We start from the raw sequence: 19856 nt of genomic DNA on the forward strand, positions 1-19856 counted from the left end.
GCCGCGGTGTCAGCTTCGTGCGTCAACGAAACGTGGATCGTCACGTCCTTCAGATGCTTAGCGATGTCGCCGGTCAGCCGCACCTTCGGCCGTCCCCACATGTCGGTGATCACCTCGATGTCGCGATGAATGTCTTCACGCAACACCGGCCGCTGGGAAAACCGCGACCCGGACCACGCTTTGATCACCGCCTCCTTGGCCGCCCAACGCGCCGCCAGGTGGCGTGCCGCCGACGAACTCTTGTCGGAGGCATCGCGCCGCTCACCGGGGGTGAAGGTTTCGGCGAACACGGTTCCGGGCTGGTCGACCTGCTCGGCGAATTCAGGGATGGAGACGAGGTCGATCCCCACTCCGACAATGCTCATTGGCGCCGCTCCTCCTCATCGCAGCGCTCTGCATCGTCGCCAGCGCAGCTCACGGGCTATGAACCTATCGGACAGCCACCGGAGGTGGTTAACGACGGTACAAGTCCCCGTCGCCCAGTCGCGCCTCCGCGTCGAGCAACATCGCCGCTTCCTGCCGCTTCTCGGACACCTCGTGATCGAAGCGACGATCCGCGGGCCGCTCATACATCGGGCGGCCCCCGGCGATCGCCGAGGCCAGCCGGCGCTGGCCGGCAAGCACACGCGCGTCGGCCCGTCGCTGGTAATCGGCGCGCTGGTCGGCGTCCAGTGCGGCCAGGAAGGCTTGCGGGTGCACCAGCGCGACCAAGCCGGACACGTGCCCGAACCCGAGGCTGGTCACCAGCCCCGCCTTCAGCGGGAACTTGCCGTCCAGCCGCAGGGTGTCGCGTACCCAGACGAAGTGGGCCGAGCTGGCCAATTCGTCGTCGACGCAATCCAGGCTGCGGTTGGGCGGGATCACTCCGTCGCGCAGGATCTGGCACAGCCCCATCATCTGGAAGACCGCCGCGCCGCCCTTGGCGTGCCCCGTCAGGCTCTTCTGCGAGACGATGAACAGCGGCGCGCCCGGCGATCGGCCCATTGAATCGGCCAGTCGCTCATGCAATTCGGTCTCGTTCGGATCGTTGGCGAGTGTCGAGGTGTCGTGCTTGGAGATCACCGCGATGTCGTCGGCGCCGACGCCCAGCTTGGCCAGCGACCGGGCCAGCGCCGAATCCTTGCCGCCACGCCCGGCGCCCAGTGCACCGAGGCCCGGGGCGGGGATCGAGGTGTGCACACCATCGGCGAACGACTGGACGTAGGGCACGACTGCCAGCACCGGTAGACCCATCTTGAGCGCGAGGTCACCGCGGGCCAGCAGAATCGTGCCGCCGCCCTGGGCTTCCAGGAACCCGAGCCGGCGGCGGTCGTTCGGACGGGAGAACTTCGAGTCCGCGATGCCGCGGCCGCGCATCATTTCGGTGTCGGCGGTGGCGGCCATGTCACCGAAGCCCATGATGGCCTCCAGCGTCAGGTCGTCGAAGCCGCCGGCGACCACCAACTCGGCCTTACCAAGGCGGATCTTGTCGACGCCCTCCTCGACCGAGACCGCCGCGGTGGCACACGCGCCGACCGGGTGGATCATTGCGCCGTAGCTACCGACATAGCTCTGAATAACATGGGCGGCAACGACATTCGGTAGAACTTCCTGCAAGATGTCGTTCGGCTTGCTCCGGCCGAGCAGGTTGCCGTGATACATCGTCTGCATCGACGTCATGCCGCCCATGCCGGTGCCCTGAGTGCTGGCCACCAGGCCCGGGTGCACCCATCGCATCAGCTCGGTCGGCGTGAAACCCGACGATAGGAACGCGTCGACGGTCGCGACGATGTTCCACAGCGCCACCCGGTCGATAGAGGTGGCCATGTCCTGGCTGATGCCGAACACCGTCGGGTCGAACCCGGTGGGGATCTGCGCGCCGACGGTCCGCGACAACTTCGTCTTGCGTGGTACGCGAATCTCGGTGCCCGCCTTGCGGATCACCTGCCAGTCGGTGGAGCCGGGCACCGGCCGGATGACCGTGTGTTCCGGGTCGAACTCGACGAACCCGCGAGCATCGGCCTCTGAAGACACCACGAAGGCGAAGTCCTTGTCCAGGAACACCGACACCAACAGCGGCGACGCATGGTCGGGGTCGATTGCGCCGTCGTCGACGAACTCACGGATCCCGACCCGTTCCACCACGGCGTCGTGATAGCGCTCGACGAGCTCGGCCTCATCGACCAGATCGCCGGATTCGGTGTCGTACCAACCGGGTTGAGGGTCATCTTCCCACTTGATCAGCCCGGTGGTCCAGGCCAGCTCGAGCACGCCGGCGGCCGACAGCTCGTTGTCGACCTCCATCTCGAAGCGCGTGCGCGACGAACCGTAGGGGCCGAGTTCGGCGCCACCGACGATGACCACCAAATCGGCGGGGTCGACATCGAGGTCGTCCCATTCCGGCGGCGGGGTCGGGCTGTAGCCACGCGGCGGCGACGGCAGCGCGGCGATGGTGCCGTCGGCGTCGGAGTCCTCGTCGCCGTCATCTGCGGCCTTGGCCGACTGATCCTCGCGCGCCTTGGCGGCGAGTTCGGCCATGTCCAGCTCGACGTCGCCGAGCCCGCCGGTCAGGTCCACCTTGATCGGCGCGCTGGCGGCCGCGGCCTTGGACTCGATGTCGCAGAGGGCCAGCAGCATGTCGGCCATCTCGTCGGTGGAATACGTTGTCACACCGGCTTCTTCGACGGCGGTAACGATCGCGTCGTTGTGGCCCATCAGCCCGGTGCCCCGGGTCCAGCCGATCAACGCGTGCGCCAGACTGACTCGCTGCGCCCACGACGACTCGGCTTGCCACCGGGTTACGACGGCGTCCAGCGCCGACTTGGCCTCACCGTAGGCGCCGTCGCCGCCGAACATGCCGCGGTTGGGCGAGCCGGGCAGCACCACGTGCAGCCGCGAGGCGATGTCGCGCTCGGCGCCGATTCGAGACAGTCCGCCGATCAGCCGCTGCACTGCCCACAGCAACACCTTCATTTCCATCTCCGAGCGCGAACCGGCCTCGGTCAGGTCGCCGGCGACACGGGGAGCCGCGAACGGGAACAGCAGTGTCGGAGTCTGCGCGTCCTTGATGTGAATCGACTGCGGGCCAAGGCTTTCGCTCTGCTCGGTGCCGACCCATTCGACCAGCGCGTCGATGTCGGAGTAGGACGCCATGTTGGCCGCCACCACCCACAGCGCGGCGCCGTAGCGGGCGTGGTCGCGGTAGAGCTTCCGGTAGAAGGCCAGCCGCTCGTCGTCGAGCTTGGACGTCGTCGCGATGACGGTGGCCCCGCCGTCGAGTAGCCGTCCGACCACCGACGCGGCGATCGAACCCTTGGACGCGCCGGTCACCACCGCGACTTCGTCGCTGTAGCGGCCGCTGTCCGGGTTCTCCGCGCCGGCAGCGATCCGGCCGTACAGCGAGGCGTGGACCTGACGCCCGGCCGCGAGTGCCTTGCCCTGCCACCAGGTCGCCTGCGTGGCCACGACGTGGCCGGAACCCTCGAACCGCTCCGACAGCCGCGCCCAGTCGGCGTTGGCCTCGTCGTCGTCGATCAGCCAGAGCTTGACCAGGTCTTCGCGGGCGCTGGCCCAGCGGTCGTCAAACACCACGGCCTTCTTGCCGTCGAACACCGGCGCCACCAACCGTGGCCAGTCCGCGCCCAATTCGGTGGTGACCAGGTCGATCAGCTCGGCGTCGGTCGCAGCCGGCGGCACGGTGACCGCCTCATCCAACCCCAGCTGACCCAGCACCAGGCGGGCCGCCGATGCGAGCACGCCGTCGCGGCCGGTGATCTGCTCGGTGAACTCGCCCAACGCCGCGGCGTCGACGGTCGCGCTGCCGCTGCCGGACGACGGCAACGCAACCGCAATTCCGCGGCGTGCGGCCACCGCCGCCACCGCGGCGTCGATGACCTTGTCGACGGCAGCGGCGTCGGCCAGGGCACCCTCATGCAGGTTCCCCATTGCGCCGCCGCGAACGCTGGTGCCTTCACGGGTCCCGAGCGCGACCTCGACCGTGACGTGCTTAACCCAGCCGTCGCCGAGTTCCCAGGTCTTCTTCACCCGCTCGGCGATGGCCGCGGGCCGCTTGCCCGACGGGCCCAGCACCGTTCGAAGCTGGTCGTTGATCGCATCGGAAAGCACTGGCCCATAAGGCTTATACGTGCGGGCCAGCTTGGTGACCTGCGCGCGCAACCCGGCCAGGTCGGCCTCGGCGGCGCCGTCGATGGCACCGAGGTTCAGCTCGGAACCCAGGTCGACCAGCAGTTGGTTACGCCGCGAGGACGCGCCGTCGGTGATGGACTCGATGGAGTCCAGCTCCTCGATCTGGTCGATGCGCATCTTGGCCGAGATCGCGATCAGCGCCAGCGTGGCGTCGGCCGCGTCGAACCCAATGTCGTCGGGCCTCGGAGCGCCGGACGGAGCTGCGGCCGGAGCCGCAGCGACGGCTGGCGCGACATTGGGGCTGGGCGCACCCTCCGACGCGGCAGCGTCGGAATCGAGAGCCTCTTCGAGCTCATCCTCCGGCTCGGGGTCGGTGTCGGTGGCGAACAGCACCGCGGCGTCGCGCTCGGCATTGAGCACTTCCACTGTGCTGTGCGCATATTCGGGCAGTTTGAGGGTGTTGGTGGCCAGTCCGCTCACGGTCGGCGCCGACTTCACGCCGATCTCGACGAACCGCTCCACACCCAGGCCGCCCGCGGCCTCTTCGGTGAACAGCAGATCCTGGGTTTCGATCCAGCGCACCGGGCTGGCGAACTGCCAGGCCAGCAGCTCGATGACGACTGTCCGCGCCATCTCGCGCGGCCGTTCGGCGCGCCAGGTGTCGTAGTCGGCGAGGATCTCGTCGAGCGGCTCGGCCGGCACCAGATCGCGGATCTCCTGGATGAAGTCGCGGTCGAGGGTGAAGGGCCGCGGCACCAGGTTGGGGATGTAGCGCCCGATGATCAGATCGGGATCCTTGTCGCGCGGCATGACCCGGTCCAGTGACCGGCGGAAATCGGTTACACCGACTCGCAGCACCCGCGAGTGGAACGGCACGTCGATGCCCGGCACCAGGATGAACGAGCGTCGACCGCCGGAGAGCTCACGGCGCCGCTCCACCTCTGCTTCCAATGCCTCCAGCCCTAGCACCGTGCCAGCGATCGCATACTGCGAGCCGCGCAGGTTGAAGTTCACGATCTCCAGAAACTCTCCGGTACGCGCCGAAATCTCCTGGACGAACCCCGGCACGTCGGCGTCGTCGAGATCGATCTGCGACGGGCGGATCGCCGCCAGCAGGTAGTTCGAGCGCCCCAGCTCGTCGCGCGGCACGATGTCATGCATCTTGGAGCCGCGGTGAAACACCGTCTCCAGCAACCCTTCGAGCTCGTAAATGCCCGTCACGCAGGCCAGCGCGGTGTACTCGCCGACGGAGTGGCCGCAGGCGATGGCATCCTCCACGAACGCGCCCTGCTCGCGCATCTCGGCTACTTGAGCCGCCGCCACCGTCGCCATGGCGACCTGGGTGAACTGAGTCAGGTAGAGCACGCCCTCGGGGTGGTAGTAGTGCACGCCGCTGGCGATGATGCTGGTCGGGTTGTCGCGCACCACGTGCAGTATCGAGAAGCCCAGCGTGTCGCGGGTGAACTTGTCCGCGGAGTCCCACACTTTGCGGGCCGCCTTCGAGCGGGCCCGGACTTCCATGCCCATGCCCTTGTGCTGGATGCCCTGACCGGGAAACGCATAGACGGTCTTGGGCGAAGCCAGCCGTGCCGTCGCCGACATCACCAGATCCGAGCCGACCCGGGCCGCGACCTCCAAAACCTCTGCGCCCTGGTCGATTCCGACCCGATCGACCCGGAAATCCACCTCGTCGCCGGGACGCACCATACCCAGGAAGCGGGCCGTCCAACCGATTAGCCGAGCAGGAGGACGGGCCTGGCCGTCGGTGGCGGTCACCACATGTTGCGCCGCCGCGGACAACCACATCCCGTGCACGATCGGCGATTCCAAACCGGCCAGCAGCGCCGCGGACCGATCGGTGTGAATCGGGTTGTGATCGCCGGACACCACCGCGAACGGACGCATGTCGGCCGGTGCGGGCAGCGTGACGTCGCGACGGCGACGGCGCGGGGTGTCGGTGGCGTTCTCGGATACCGCGCCACCGGCCCGGATCGGGTCGGTCAATTCGGCGGCGCCGGTGCGGCCACGAATGGCGAACCGCTCCTCAAGGGTGGCAAGCACCGTGCGGTCCCCGGCCGCGACGGTCACCGAGATCGGGACCACACGGCCGACTTCGGTATCGGTGGCCACCGAAGCCGTTGCGGTGACGGTCAATTCGGCCGGCACTTTGGGCAGGGCGCCAAGCAGGTGGGCGGCATGGTCCAGGTGCACCAGGCTCAGCAAACCCTCCACGACCGGGACACCGGCGGCGGTGACCGCGGAGCCGATGGCCGCGAAGACGGCGGGCCAGCAGCGCCCGACCAGCGCGTCGGGCACGGTGGTCAGCGTGGGCGCCAACGGCTCGCCGAAGATGGCGGTGACGCCGGTGTGGTCGGCCACCAGCTCGGGATCCCACGGCACGGTCACCGTGGCTGTCCCGTTGTGCACCCGCGGCAGCGACTCCGGACCGTCGGCGCCGGCGGCGATGGCCAACACCGAGCGCATCGCTTCGATGGCGTCCTTGGTGCGGACAACCGGAATGCCGCCGTCAATCGTGCTGGCGGACAGGCTGAATCGGATGTCGATCCAGGTGCCCGCGATCGGCACGCTCAACACCACCTGGTCAGCCTCGGTGTGCAGCCGCGCGCCGGTGGATGGATGGGTGGCTCGTGGCCCGCGGGAATCTTCGGGTCCGTCGTGCACCTGCCATTCGCCGGGATCGGCGATGCGGTGCACCGGGTTGGTGGCGACACGGCCGGCCCACAGCACATCCGGTGCGTCCAACACAACGGCCAGCGGCCCGTGCACATCGATGCGACCCTGGCGGCGCGCCGTCACCGGCGTGGGCTGCGCCCCGGTGGAGAGCACCTCGTCGATCGCGGCCTGCTCGAAGCGGTCCAGCAATTCACCGACCGGTTCGTCCATCCGGGTGATGCCGGCGACCGCGGCGGTGCCGGGGATGATGCACACCTGCTCGGCCTCGTAACGGGCGTCGTGGGCCTGCCACAGCGAGTCGCTGCGCCACCAGCGCCGGACGTCCTTATCGATCACCGGCACGAAGTTGACCGGCTTGCCCAGCGTCTTGCACAGCGTGACGAAGAACGGCACGTCGGCCGGGTGCAGTTGCACGGTCTGGGCGTCCGGGTAGCGGGCAAGCAGCGCGGCGATGGCCGCCTCTGGGTTCTCCAGCAGCGCCGAACCGCTGGACGCGGAAAACAGGGTGTCGATCGGGCCGTGGTCCTGCGCGTGCAGTCGCGCCTCGGCTTGTTGCAGCATCTGCTCGAACCGCTCGCGCCAGGTGTCTGCCAACCACGGGCTGCCGGGTGCCGCGGTGTCGGCCGTGCTGGTGCCGTCGCCGATGGTCAGCTCGACGTAACGCTGCAGCCACTGCAGGTAAGTCATCTCACCGACGTCGCCGAAGTACGGCTTGGCGGTGTTGGCCATCGCCGCGATGATCTCGTCGCGGCGCTCCGCGACGGCTTCGGCGTCTCCGGCGACCTGGTCGAGCAGGCGTCCGCAACGCGAAGCGGAGTTGTCGATCTCGTGGATGTCGGCGCCGAGCTGGCTGCGACTGGAAGCCATGCCGCCCTGGGCTTTTCCGGCGCTGATCCAGTGGTCGGTGCCCTGCGTTTCGACCAGCATCCGCTTGACCGAAGGCGACGTGGTGGATTCCAGCGTCGCCATCGCCGCGGTGCCGACCAGAATGCCGTCAACGGGCATCAACGGGAAGCCATAGGCCTCGGCCCAGTGCCCGGACAGGTATTCGGCCGCCCGCTCGGGGGTGCCGATGCCGCCGCCGACGCAGACGGTGATGTTGGGCCGCGACCGCAATTCCGAATAGGTGGCCAGCAGTAGATCGTCGAGGTCTTCCCACGAATGGTGGCCGCCGGCGCGCCCGCCCTCGATGTGCATGATGACCGGCTTGGTCGGCACCTCGGTGGCGATGCGAATGACCGAGCGGATCTGCTCGACGGTGCCCGGCTTGAACACCACGTGGCTGATCCCGATCTCGTTGAGTTCGTCGATCAGCTCGACGGCCTCTTCCAGCTCGGGGATGCCCGCGCTGACGATCAGGCCGTCGATCGGCGCGCCGGACTGACGGGCCTTTTGCACCAACCGTTTTCCGCCGACCTGCAGCTTCCACAGATACGGGTCGAGGAACAGCGCATTGAACTGATAGGTCCGACCGGGTTCAAGCAGACCGGACAGTTCGTCGATGCGGTCGTTGAAGATCGGTTCGGTGACCTGCCCGCCGCCGGCGAGCTCGGCCCAGTGTCCTGCGTTGGCCGCTGCGGCCACGATCTTGGCGTCGACGGTGGTCGGGGTCATGCCGGCCAACAAGATTGGCGACCGGCCGGTGAGCCGGGTGAACTTCGTCGAGAGTTTGACCCTGCCGTCGGGCAAGCTGACCACCGACGGGGCGTAGCTCGACCAGGGCCGGGCCACCTCCGGGACGGCGCCGATCGTGAACAGGTTGCGCTGACCACCGCGGGTCGCCGCGGGCACGATCCCGATGCCCAGGCCGCGGATCACCGGCGCGGTCAGCCGGGTCAGGATGTCGCCGGGCCCCAGATCGAGAATCCAGCGGGCGCCTGCCTCGTGGACTCTGACGACCTCGTCCACCCAGTCGACCGGCTGCACCAAGATCGACCCGGCCAGCGCGCGGGCCAACTCGACGTCGAGGCCGACTTTTTCGGCCCACTCGCCGACGATGTCGAGCGCGTCGGCCAGGCGCGGCGTGTGGAAGCCCACCTCGACCTGCACCGGGTCGAAGGCCGGCGCGAAGACGTCGCCTCCGCGGATCTTGTTCTTGCGGTCGGCTTCCTCCTTCTCCGAGATCTGCTTGCAGTAGAGCTCGAAGCGGGACAGCTGCTCGGGAGTGCCGGTGATGACGACCGAGCGTCGGCCGTTGCGGATCGACAAGACGGGCGGCAGCACGGTCCGGACGTCTTGAGAGAAGTCCTCGAGCAGCCGGTAGATGCGCTCGGGGTCGGCGTTGCTGACCGACACCATCGGTGGGCGATCGCCGAGGACCGAGATGCCGCGGCGGCGGGCCACCAGCGTGCCGGCGGCGCCGATCAGCTGCGCGATGGCCAGCAGCTCAATATCGCGTTCGCCCGCGGCCTTCAGGGCCTCCACGCCCAAAATGCCCTGCGAGTGCCCGATGACGGCCACCGGCGGGGTGGCCTGCAGGTCCATGCCTTGGCGCGCGAGGGTGCGGATCGCCGCGATCTGGGTCAGCAGCACGCCCGGCAACGACACCGCGGCCGACGTGAGGTGCTTGGCGGATGGAACCGGGTCCTCGGCAGCCAGCGCGCGTACCCAACGCATCGGCTCAAACCCGATCGGTCGCACCACGACGAGCTCCTTGGCGACCGGTTCGAGCAGCATGTCGACCTCGCCGACCAGCGTCGCCAGCTCGGATTCGATGCCCGCCGAGGAGACCAGCTCTTCCAGCGTCTCCAGCCACGCGCCGCCTTGCCCGCCGAACGCCACCGCATAGGGCTCGCCGGTAGTCAGACGATCGACCAGAGCATGAGTGCCATGCGTGGCCTCCGCGGTCATCCCGTCGTGGTCAGCGGACACTCGGTGGTGCTCGTAGATCGTCACGTGCGTATCTCCCTAAAAGCGCTTTTCGTCTCGCGTGTCAGAGCCGCGCTGCCCTGCGGATGTCGTCTCAATCCCGAGTGACCCCCCGCATAACCAACCGCGTCTCGACTGCTCCGGCTTCGGCGCCGACCGAGGGGACGTCATCGGCTCCAATAAGAGTGTCATAAGAACCGAGCGGTGTTTCCTGCGCGAATCGGTTACTGGTGAGTTCTACGCGCGGGTAACGGTGCTCTGGGTAACACTCTGCTCAACCGCGGCGGAGGGCCCGCCGAACAAACCTGCTGGAAGCAGGTGGTTACGGTCGAGTAGCAACAACAGCGCAGATCAAGGCAGTATTGTTATGGAATCGTTATCTAAAAAATCTGCGCTTTATAGAGACTGCCGGTCTACATCTGACGACGGCCGGCGCGGCGGCCCAAGATGATCGAACCGCGTGACCGGGCGGCAGAAGTTTGCTGGAAACTTACCCGCGGGTCAGCTCGGTCACGCCCACTGACCGAACTGCGGCTTGCAGATGTTGTTGATGTCGACCCCGACGCCGCCGACATTGCGCTTGTCGATCTCGACCTGGTGCAGATTTGCGGCGGGATGAGTGCGGCCCCCGGGCGAGCCCCAGTTGTGCTGCCAGAAGTAGGAGCCCAGGCCGTCCTGCAGCGCCCATTCGATCGTTTTGGAGTTGCCGTACACACCGGTGCGCTGGTGGCCGACCACCGACTCCCAGCCGCGCAGATAGGGCGCGACCTGCTGCTTGTACTGCTCGTAGGACGGATCGTCATCGATCGAGGCGTAGATGGGGGCGCCGGCCGGGCCCCCGGCGGCGGTGTGCAGCTGCCACCCGCGCCGGGCATGTTGGACGCCCGCGCTTTGGCCGCCCAGCCAGTCGGCGGAGCTCTGCTTGCCGTACTGATAGCAGGAGACGATCTTCAGGCCGTTCTGGTTGAGGTCGCGGGCTTCGGAGAGTTCGATCGGCTTGCCCAGCATCCACGAGCCACCGGGCCGGCGATCCGATACATAGCGGATCGAGCCCGCGGCGCCGGCCGCCCTGATCTGGCTGGCGGGGATCACTCCGGCCGCGTAGTCCAGCAAGACGCCCAGGCCATCGGCCGACGCCGACGGGGCGCACAGCGATTCCGCCGCGACACCGAGACCGATCAGGGCAGGTGTCGCCGCCGCGAATTTCAGCACGTCGCGCCGAGACATGTGCGCCACGCGTCACAGGATACGACAAATGCACCAACTACCTCATCAACGCCACTGGTCACATTCGTATCAGCGTCGATGGGCCTGCGTCAGCACGTCCGCCAGGTGCCGGTGCCCGAACAACTCGAAACTGGCGACGATCGCCGCCGGCGCGGCCATCACAACCAGCAGACACACCGTCGTCGAAACGCCGGCGGCCGCAAGCCCCACCGCCGCCCCCAACACCAGCAGGCCGATCAGCACGTCGAGCGCATAGAACGCGTCCAAGGTGCGGACCAGCAGCAGGTACGTCCCGAACACCACAAGAATGTAGACGCCAACAGGTGCCGCGACCGCTACCACCGTGGCGACCGAACCCAACTCCGACCGATGCTGGATGTAGTACGCGGCCGCATGCAGCCCGGCTCCGGTGGCGACGATCGAACCGAACAGCAGGATGTGCGAGTAGCCGTAGCCGAATGAGCGATCCCGATGGGCGCGCAGCAAGTCGGCAGCCGGCACCACGAAATAGACCCACCACATGCCGAAGGTCAAACCCGTTCCGGCCACCGCCACCAAGACGGCGTCCGTCGTCCAGCCCTGGTCAGCGACCACCGCCGACAGTGAGGCAACCGTGCCCACCACCCCTTCGCCGAGCGCGATGATCGTCAGCAGCCCGTTCCGCTCGACAATGTGGTGTGCATGCCACGGCGTGCCGCCCATGCGCTTCTCGGCGAGCAACGGACCGGTCAGCTCGATGGCAATCATCACGGCGATCAGGATGAAAGTGACCCCCACCGGTGTGTCGGCAACGGCAACGGCTATCCACCCGACCTGCGCGACGGTGATCGCGGTCGCATAAGCGAGGCAGGCCGCCCTCCGCTGCGGGTCCTGCTTCGCCGCACGTAACCACTGGATCACCATGGCAATGCGCATCACCACATAGCCCGCGACCAGGACCCGGTCGTTGACGTGCTCGCCGCCGGCGATCGAGGAGAACACCTGCGGGATCCCCAGGGCCAGAACCAGCACCCCCACCATCTGCAGCATCGTCGTCAGCCGGTAAACCCAGTCATCGGTGTCGTATGCCGAGGCGAACCAACTGAAGTTGATCCACGCCCAGCTGATAGCGAAGGTGGCGAAGACGAAACCGGCCAGCCCGGCACCGATGTGCCCACTCACCAGCGCGTGCGCGAATTCCGAGGCGGCCACCCCGAAAGCGATGACGAATGTCAGGTCGAAGAGCAGCTCCAACGGCGTCGCCACCCGATGCGGCTCGTGCGGGTCGCGGCCCGACATTCGGCGGAGCCGGTGCGCGAATGCCCTGTTTGTCGGGTGGCTTGCGGGTTCGCTCACCCGGACATTCTCATCACACTCGTGGGTCCGCATGCGGTAGCTGCACATGTGTGCAGCTAGGAGCTTCAGCACCCGGCCCTTAGCTTCCCGCGCATGTATGTACGATCCTCCCCATGCCGCTGGTCGATGGCGCGACGGCCGCCGGATTCCACATTGTTCGACTGCTTGGGTACGGACAGACCGGCGAGCTCTATCTGGCTGAGCACCCGAGGTTGCCGCGGCATGACGCGCTCAAGATCGTGTCCGCCGAGTTATCGGCCGACCCGGAGTATCGCTACCAGTTCAAACAGACGACCGGCCGGGCAGCCGCTCTGTGGCACCCGAACATCGTCAGCCTCCACGATCGGGGTGAGTTCGATGACCGGTTGTGGCTTTCGATGGACTACGTCGACGGCATCGACACGGCCCAGCTGCTGACCGAGACCTATCCCGAAGGCATGCCGCCCGACCTGGTGGTCGAGATCGTCTTCGCGATCGCGGAAGCGCTCGATTACGCCCATGAACTCGGGCTGGTGCACGGATACGTGAATCCGACCAACATTCTGATCAGCAATTTGGAGTCCCGCAGACGACGGATTCTGCTGGCCGGCTTTGGTTTGCCCCGGCGCCCCGATGAGACCAACAGCCTGACTCGGGCGGACCTGGGCATCGGCACGGTGAGTTATGCAGCGCCCGAACAATTGATGGACGACTCGATCGACGGCCGAACGGACCTCTATGCCCTGGCCGCCACCGCGTTCCATCTGTTGACCGGATCGGCACCGTTTGCGCACATGAACCCGGCCGTGTTGATCGGCAAGCACCTGAAGGACGCACCGCCTCGGCCGGGTGATGTCAGACCGGAATTGACCTACTTCGACACGCCATTCGCCCAAGCACTCAAGAAGAATCCCACCGAGAGATTCCGCCACTGTCGAGACTTCGCCAAAGCACTCGAGTCGAAAGAGGGTCTCGGACCGTATGACCCGAACGCCGGAGCTGCCGCGTTGCTCGCCGCGCCCGAGACGAACGGTGCCGCGCCGACCGAATCGCTCATAGTCGCTCCACCCGCTGCGGCCGAACCCGCCCCGCCAGTCGCGGCGGTGCCCATTCCGTCGGCTACCGCAGCCGACGATGCCCTCAACCCCTCAGAGACCTTGCCGGAGGCCGACTTTGGTGATGCCGTCGACCCGATAGGTCTCCTGCCAAAGGCCGAAGTTCGCGAAGCCGCCGCTCCGCCAGATGTGCTGCCAGAGCCTGAGGTCGACGATGCCATCGCCCTCGCGGAAGCTGACGTATGGAGCGCGCCCACCGACGACGCACGGATGGCGTCGCGCCGTCGTCACCGGCTGCACACGGCCGGCCTCGGTCTTGCCATCCTGACGGTGGCGATGGGCGGGATCGTGGGCGTCATGGCGCTACGTTCGGCCTCTAAGCCCACGGACACGCCGACGGATGTCGATACTCCGTCTCCGGTGACGACGGTCCAGTCCGCACGCCCGACGCCGGCGACGGCCATCCCGCCGCCGCCCATCGTCATCGCACCGCCTCCGGTTACGACCCCGCCGCCAGCGCCCGCAGCACCTTCACCGTCGTTGGCGACGACGACTGCTGCGCCGGCTAGCCGGCCTTCGACGCCAGAGACGACGACGACCCGGACCCATACGCCGCCGACCAGCACCACCCCAGGCGGCCTCGATACCCGGCCTGCCGTCGGCATGCCCTGCGGCCCCCCGGGCTCGGCAGCCACGTCAAACTCGGGCACGCCCGTGGTCTGTTCGGACACGCCGGGGGGATCCGCTTGGGAGCCCCCCGGAGGGTAACGAACGGCCCGTCGGAAGGCCTGGCAATTGCCAAGCGCCACAGACGAATGAAACGTGAACGCACGTCGCAACCGCCGTTGTTCGATATCGGCGTCGGCATGAACGTAGTGACTGCGACGCCCGGCGGCTAACAGACACAAGCACATCGTGGAGGCACTGGGGCTTTGATCGGTTGATCGAAGATCAACCAGTGGCGCCGTGACGTCAATGCTCGCTATACCGTCATGCGCGCTCAGCCGTCATGTCCATCTCGATCCAGCCCTGGCACGGGCCGCTCGCGATGTCGGTGTGCATGACGCCGTTGAGCGTTCCGTTGGCTTGAGGCGTGTAACGCACGGTGGATTTGGCCGGAGCCCACTGGATCGAGGTGTCGGGCATCATGCAGTCCCACTGGAAATCGCTGACTTGCGTCCAGGACGACCCGTCCCAGGTGAATTGCACCGGTTGCGGAACCGTTGGGTTGGTCGGCGGAGGGCCGCTGACGATCGTGGCGATGCACTTTCCGCTCGTACAGCTTGATCGGAATCCGTAGGTCTCGGTGTGCTGAGTCTCGGGCTGACTGGCCGCCACGCTGGTCCCATCCTTGGGACCAACCATGAATGTGATCACGTACTGGCCGTTCCACGACGGATTGTCGGCGGAGGCAGTTGGAGGAAGCGACGCGGCGATGGCGAGCGACGCGGCGCACAATCCGACGAGCTCCTCAGACGGTGTGGGGCCATAGGCTTCTCCTCTCGGCCCGCAACGGCTTTGGAACTAGGATGCGCCGCGACAACCTTGGATGTATACCCACCTATACAGTTATTGCTAAGTTAGTAAATTTAGCGTCAACGAGAGCGTCGGCCCGATAGTGGAGGACCGCGATGGAACGCGACCAACTCATCGACTTGACCCGACGTGCCGTGAAGCTGGCACGCGACAAAACGACCGATCTTGCGCCGGCCGAACATACGGTCCAGGCGAGCGAGTACACGTCGATCGAACGCCACGAGCGGGACGTGGCGATGCTGATGGCCAGCCCGCAGCTGGTCGGTTATGTCTCCGAGCTGCCGGAGCTTGGGAGCTACTGCACGAAGTCCGTGCTGGGGCGATCCGTTCTCCTGACGAGAACGTCTACCGGTTCGGTCAAGGCGTTCAACAACGTTTGCTTGCATCGGCAGTCGCAGGTGGTCACCGGTTGCGGTAAGGCCAGGCGGTTCAGCTGTCCGTATCACGCGTGGACCTATGACGACACCGGTCGGTTAGTCGGTCTGCCCGGCCGTGAAGGCTTCCCGGGCGTGCAAGTGAAGTCCGATGGCCTGACCGAGCTGCCCGCCGCCGAATTCGCCGGATTCCTCTGGGTGGCACTCGATCCCGCCGCGACGCTGGACGTCTCGGCACACCTGGGTCCGCTGTCCGAGGAACTCGATTCGTGGGGCATCGGCCGATGGTCTCCGCTGGGCGAGAAAGTGCTCGACTCGCCGATCAACTGGAAATTGGCGGTCGACACGTTCTCGGAGAACTATCACTTCGCCACCGTCCACCGGGAGACCTTCGCCACGATCGCGCGCAGCAACTGCACGGTGTTCGACTCGTTCGGCCCGCATCACCGGTTGATCTTTCCGCTGAACTCCGTCCTGGATCTGGAGACTGTTCCCGAAGACCAGTGGGACCCGTTCCAGAACATGGTGGTGATCTACGCGCTGTTTCCGAACATCGTGCTGTCGGTGACTATCGCCAACGGTGAGCTGTTCCGTATCTACCCGGGCGATAAACCGGGCAGATCCATTACCGTCCACCAGAATTCGACGCCGCTGGACATCTCCGAGGAATCCGTCGCCGCCGGCGCGCAGGCTGTGTTCGACTACGCCCATGCCACCGTGCGGGACGAGGACTACCGGCTCGTCGCGGGCCTACAGGCCAACCTCGAGTCCGGCGCCCGCGATCACCTGTTGTTCGGCCGCAACGAACCTGGGCTGCAGCATCGCCACATGTCCTGGGCGTCAGCTGTCCACTGACAACACCGCGATCAGCGCGTCGATAACATCGCGGCAATCAGGTTGATCATTGGCTTCCAACAACTTTCGCGCTTCTGCCCGACGGCCCGAGGCCACCAGCGGACGGACCTGCTCAACGAGACTGACCAACGACGGTTCGGCGGCCAGTACGTCGATCAGCTCCCAATCCCGGTAGAGCGCCAGCGAGCGCTCGTAGAACGCAAAGCCGGTCACCGGTTCTCCCCGCATGGTTCCGCGATAGCGATACGGCCCTTCCATGTATTCGATCGGCAGACCATGCGCCGGTGCCGCCACCAGAGGCTCGCCGATTAGATCTAGTTGCAAACTGGCACAGCGTAACCGGTGCCGGTCGGGCATGTAGCGGGTTGGCGCCAGTGGCCGCACCAATGGCCGGATCGTATCCGGCCATCGGACATAGCTGCTCACCGTGACCTCGACGTCCTCCGCGCACTCGGGAGCCATCGCCGGGTCGGGGTAACTCACGGTCACACCCGAGAATGGTTGCAGCGCATTGCCGTCCGTCCGGTCGAACTGCCGCCAGATGCTCATGTCGACGCCGTTGTCCAGGTTGATCGTGCGCCATTCATGCGAGCGGGCACGCGGGTCTCCCCCGGTCCCCCCGCCGCCGATGTATTTGGGGAACCACTGCCGATCGACGTGTCCTGCGCTGCCGCTGACCCGTTCATGCAACTCGCCCCAGCGCAGCGTCCCGTGCATCGCCAAGCCGGTCTGGAAATACGAATAGGTGTCGTGCTGGCCGAAGCAGATGATCTTGCCGTCGAGCGTGTCCGCGCCGACCGGTACCGGCGCGCGGGTTGGCATGACGGTCAAGTCCAGTTCCATCGGCCGGTCTGCCTGATCGACACCGAACAGGCTGACGCGGTAGTTGTAGGGCAGCAGTTCTCCGTCATCGTCGCGGCACGTCGTCCACGCCGCCGTCCCGGCGCTGCTTTCGTAGTGGATGTCGAGGTGCCCGGCGGCCATGGACAATTTGGGCCGCGCGTCCGGACGCATGTTCTTCGGTGGCATGTCGTAATCGGTGTAGGTGCCGTATACGCCGGTATCGCAATCGAATAGCGCCATCGTGTAGAAGTCCGCGACGACCGTCCCGCCGGGGCGGTTCTTGTTGAAGATGGTCAGGAACGCGAACGAGCGGCCCGTCGTGGCGGTCAGCTCGCCGGCGATGAACCAGGTGTCGGACTCCTGGTCGGCGTGTTCGCCCTCGGCCGCAGGGAAATCCAGCGCGCTGTCATTGGGCACCAGCCGGAACGGGTAATTGCGCCAGTCGTTGCTCATCTCACCCCTTGGGCACATCGATCGCGTCGTATTTGTCAGCGCCGAGGAACTCACGCACCTTGTCGATGTGGTCGTCGGCGCCGAGCTCAAGCGTTTCGGCGGCCAGCCCGTAGTCGATGATCGCGACCGCCGCCTGAGCGAGGTGCTTAGAGAACGCGCGCTTGGTGGTCTGCAGTGCGCGGGCCGGCTGGGCCGCCAGCCGCGCGGCCAACCGCAGCGCCTCGTCCATCAGGCTGTCGGCGGTGGTGACGCGGTTGGCCAGGCCCAGATCGACCGCGAGCTCGGCTGGGATGCGCTCACCGGTGTAGATGTATTCCTTGGCGCGGATGAGGCTGGTCATGTACGGCCACAGCAACGCTCCGCCGTCGCCGGCCGTGAGCCCGATCGAGACGTGTGGATCGCACAGATAGCTGCGCTCGGACATCAACACCAGATCGCAACACAGTGCCAGCGATGCGCCCAGCCCGACGGCTGGGCCGTTGACCGCGGCGATGACGGGCAGCCGGAAGTTGATCATCGCGTTGAGGATGTCCGACGCTTGCGCGGAGATGTCGTAGCGAAGGGCAAGGGAACGATGCTGGGCCTTCAGGAACGCGAAATCGCCTCCACCGCTGAAGGTTTTACCGGCGCCGGTCAGCACCACGCAGCGGGCTCCGGAGTCGCGCTCCAGGTCACGCCATACATCCAGCAGCTTGTGGTGCAGGGTCGCGTCGATGACATTGTGAGCGTCCGGGCGGTTGATTGTGACGATCCGTACGGCTCCGTCCGTCGTCACCCGAAGTTCGTCGCTCACGTCGGCCTTCACTATTAGCCCGAGGCTCTCTGCCGGGCTTTTTTGCTATGTTAGCATCAATAGCGAAAATTGCCGTCGCCCTTTTCAGAGGTGGTGTCCCAATGACGGAAACCAGCGACCACCGTTGCTACGAACGGCTTTTCATCGGAGGACATTGGCGTGAGCCGTCCACCCCGAACCGGATAACGGTCATCTCCCCGCATTCCGAAGAGACGATCGGCGAGGCTCCCGCCGCTGCCCCGGCCGACGTCGACGCCGCGGTCGCCGCCGCGCGGCAGGCCTTCGACCAGGGCCCGTGGCCGCGGCTGGACCCCAGCGAGCGAATGCGCAAGGTGGAACAGCTCGCGCAGGACTACTCCGGTCATCTCGAGGAGATGGCCGACCTGATCACCGACGAAATGGGTTCACCGCGCAGTTTCAGCCGGCTGGGCCAAGCGACGGCCGCGGTGTCGCTGATCCACCTCGCGCTGGCAGTCGCCCGCGACTTTCCCTGGGCCGAACGTCGCCAAGGAGTGCTCGGCGAAGTGCACCTGCGGCGAGCCCCGGTCGGCGTGGTTGGGGCGATCGTGCCGTGGAATGTGCCGCAATTCCTGATCATGCCCAAGCTGATTCCCGCCCTGATCGCGGGTTGCACCGTCATCGTCAAGCCTGCACCCGAAACACCTTTGGACGCTTTGTGGTTGGCCGAGATGGTCGAGCAGCTGGACCTGCCGGACGGGGTGGTCTCTGTGCTGCCCGGCGGCACGGACGTCGGCGAGGCGCTGGTACGCCATCCGGGTGTGGACAAGATCGCGTTCACCGGGTCGAGTGCCGTGGGACGCCGGATCGCCGCGCTGTGCGGCGAGCAACTCAAGCGCGTCAGCCTGGAACTGGGCGGCAAGTCCGCGGCGATCATCCTCGATGATGCCGACATCGACAAGACGGTCAAGGGCCTGAAGAGCGCGAGCCTGATGAACAATGGCCAGGCGTGCGTAGCGCAGACCCGCATTCTGGTCAGCGAACGTCGTCACGACGAGGTCGTCGACGCGCTGGCCGACATGATGTCGGGTCTACATGTGGGCGATCCGTCCGATGAGGCGACCGACGTCGGCCCGCTGGTGGCCCAACGGCAGCAACATCGGGTGCAGGACTTTATTAGGTCCGGCGTGAAAGAGGGCGCCCGCATGATCCTTGGCGGCGAGGACGCTCCGAGCGAGCGCGGCTGGTACGTGCGGCCAACTTTGTTTGTCGGCGCGAACAACGACATGCGCATCGCGCGGGAGGAGATCTTTGGCCCGGTGCTGAGCGTGTTGACCTACCGCGATGAGGACGACGCGATCCGCATCGCCAACGACAGCGACTATGGTCTGGCCGGGTCGGTGTGGACCGCCGACGTCGCGCACGGTCTCGAGGTCGCCGCGGGTGTGCGCGCCGGCACCTATGGCATCAACATGTACACCCTCGACATCGGCAGTCCGTTCGGCGGTTTCAAGCAATCGGGCATCGGCCGCGAGTTCGGCCCGGAAGGCCTGCACGAGTATGTCGAGCTGCAGTCGGTGGTCAGCGCGGGAAAGATGCCACCGCTGCCTGGTTGACAGTAAAGTGCTCTGTATTCGTTAGCCCGTTGTGTGACAACGTATTTAGGATCTGTGGAGCGAGGAACCGCACGTCAACCTCGCCGAGCTTTCGCGCTGCCATTGCCGAAATTCCATGTAACCGATGTGTGCACACACCATGAAT

10 protein-coding genes are annotated in these 19856 nt (G+C 66.4%); 3 read left to right on the forward strand and 7 right to left on the reverse strand.

The window, feature by feature from the left end; translation table 11 throughout:
* From VKI00_RS23815 to VKI00_RS23830, 4 genes are all read right to left on the reverse strand, one after another.
* On the reverse strand, positions 1-365 hold a 365-nt coding region (locus VKI00_RS23815), incomplete at its 3' end, for a holo-ACP synthase (RefSeq protein ID WP_324441874.1).
* 88 nt (positions 366-453) lie between these two features.
* Positions 454-9714, reverse strand: a complete 9261-nt coding sequence (locus VKI00_RS23820; protein ID WP_324441876.1) for a polyketide synthase — start codon at positions 9712-9714, stop codon at positions 454-456.
* Positions 9715-10197: 483 nt separating this feature from the next.
* A complete protein-coding gene (locus tag VKI00_RS23825; RefSeq protein WP_324441890.1) occupies positions 10198-10914 on the reverse strand; it encodes a DUF1906 domain-containing protein in 717 nt (238 codons plus the stop codon).
* A gap of 69 nt (positions 10915-10983) precedes the next feature.
* On the reverse strand, positions 10984-12192 hold the full coding sequence (locus VKI00_RS23830) for a low temperature requirement protein A (RefSeq protein WP_324441892.1): 1209 nt from the start codon (positions 12190-12192) through the stop codon (positions 10984-10986).
* Positions 12193-12362: 170 nt separating this feature from the next.
* Here VKI00_RS23830 and VKI00_RS23835 point away from each other — a divergent pair, with 170 nt between their 5' ends.
* Positions 12363-14051, forward strand: coding sequence for a serine/threonine-protein kinase (locus tag VKI00_RS23835; RefSeq protein ID WP_324441878.1), 1689 nt, complete (start codon positions 12363-12365; stop codon positions 14049-14051).
* A gap of 222 nt (positions 14052-14273) precedes the next feature.
* Here VKI00_RS23835 and VKI00_RS23840 read toward each other — a convergent pair whose 3' ends face one another.
* Entirely contained in the window at positions 14274-14741 is a 468-nt protein-coding gene (locus VKI00_RS23840; RefSeq protein ID WP_324441880.1) for a hypothetical protein, read from the reverse strand.
* 173 nt (positions 14742-14914) lie between these two features.
* On the opposite strand from VKI00_RS23840, the gene VKI00_RS23845 reads away from it, so the two are divergent.
* Complete coding sequence (locus VKI00_RS23845) at positions 14915-16048, forward strand: aromatic ring-hydroxylating oxygenase subunit alpha (RefSeq protein ID WP_324441882.1); 1134 nt, start codon at positions 14915-14917, stop codon at positions 16046-16048.
* On the opposite strand, the gene VKI00_RS23850 is transcribed toward VKI00_RS23845, so the two are convergent.
* Positions 16034-17344: a lipocalin-like domain-containing protein gene (locus VKI00_RS23850; protein ID WP_324441884.1), complete on the reverse strand. Its 1311-nt coding sequence runs from the start codon at positions 17342-17344 to the stop codon at positions 16034-16036. The two genes, VKI00_RS23845 and VKI00_RS23850, sit on opposite strands and share 15 nt — an antisense overlap.
* A gap of 1 nt (position 17345) precedes the next feature.
* Positions 17346-18137 (reverse strand): enoyl-CoA hydratase/isomerase family protein, encoded by a 792-nt coding sequence (locus VKI00_RS23855; protein ID WP_324441886.1) that lies wholly within the window; start codon positions 18135-18137, stop codon positions 17346-17348.
* Positions 18138-18238: 101 nt separating this feature from the next.
* On the opposite strand from VKI00_RS23855, the gene VKI00_RS23860 reads away from it, so the two are divergent.
* Entirely contained in the window at positions 18239-19711 is a 1473-nt protein-coding gene (locus VKI00_RS23860) for an aldehyde dehydrogenase (protein WP_324441888.1), read from the forward strand.
* The last annotated feature ends 145 nt before the right edge of the window (positions 19712-19856 follow it).

Source organism: Mycobacterium sp., from assembly GCF_035314665.1.
Classification (GTDB): Bacteria; Actinomycetota; Actinomycetes; order Mycobacteriales; family Mycobacteriaceae; genus Mycobacterium.

Coding starts and splice junctions, on each gene's coding strand:
- VKI00_RS23825 (WP_324441890.1), bottom strand. CDS start 10,914: ATGTCTCGGCGCGACGTGCTGAAATTCGCGGCGGCGACACCTGCCCTG.
- VKI00_RS23830 (WP_324441892.1), bottom strand. CDS start 12,192: ATGTCGGGCCGCGACCCGCACGAGCCGCATCGGGTGGCGACGCCGTTG.
- VKI00_RS23835 (WP_324441878.1), top strand. CDS start 12,363: ATGCCGCTGGTCGATGGCGCGACGGCCGCCGGATTCCACATTGTTCGA.
- VKI00_RS23845 (WP_324441882.1), top strand. CDS start 14,915: ATGGAACGCGACCAACTCATCGACTTGACCCGACGTGCCGTGAAGCTG.
- VKI00_RS23850 (WP_324441884.1), bottom strand. CDS start 17,344: ATGAGCAACGACTGGCGCAATTACCCGTTCCGGCTGGTGCCCAATGAC.
- VKI00_RS23860 (WP_324441888.1), top strand. CDS start 18,239: ATGACGGAAACCAGCGACCACCGTTGCTACGAACGGCTTTTCATCGGA.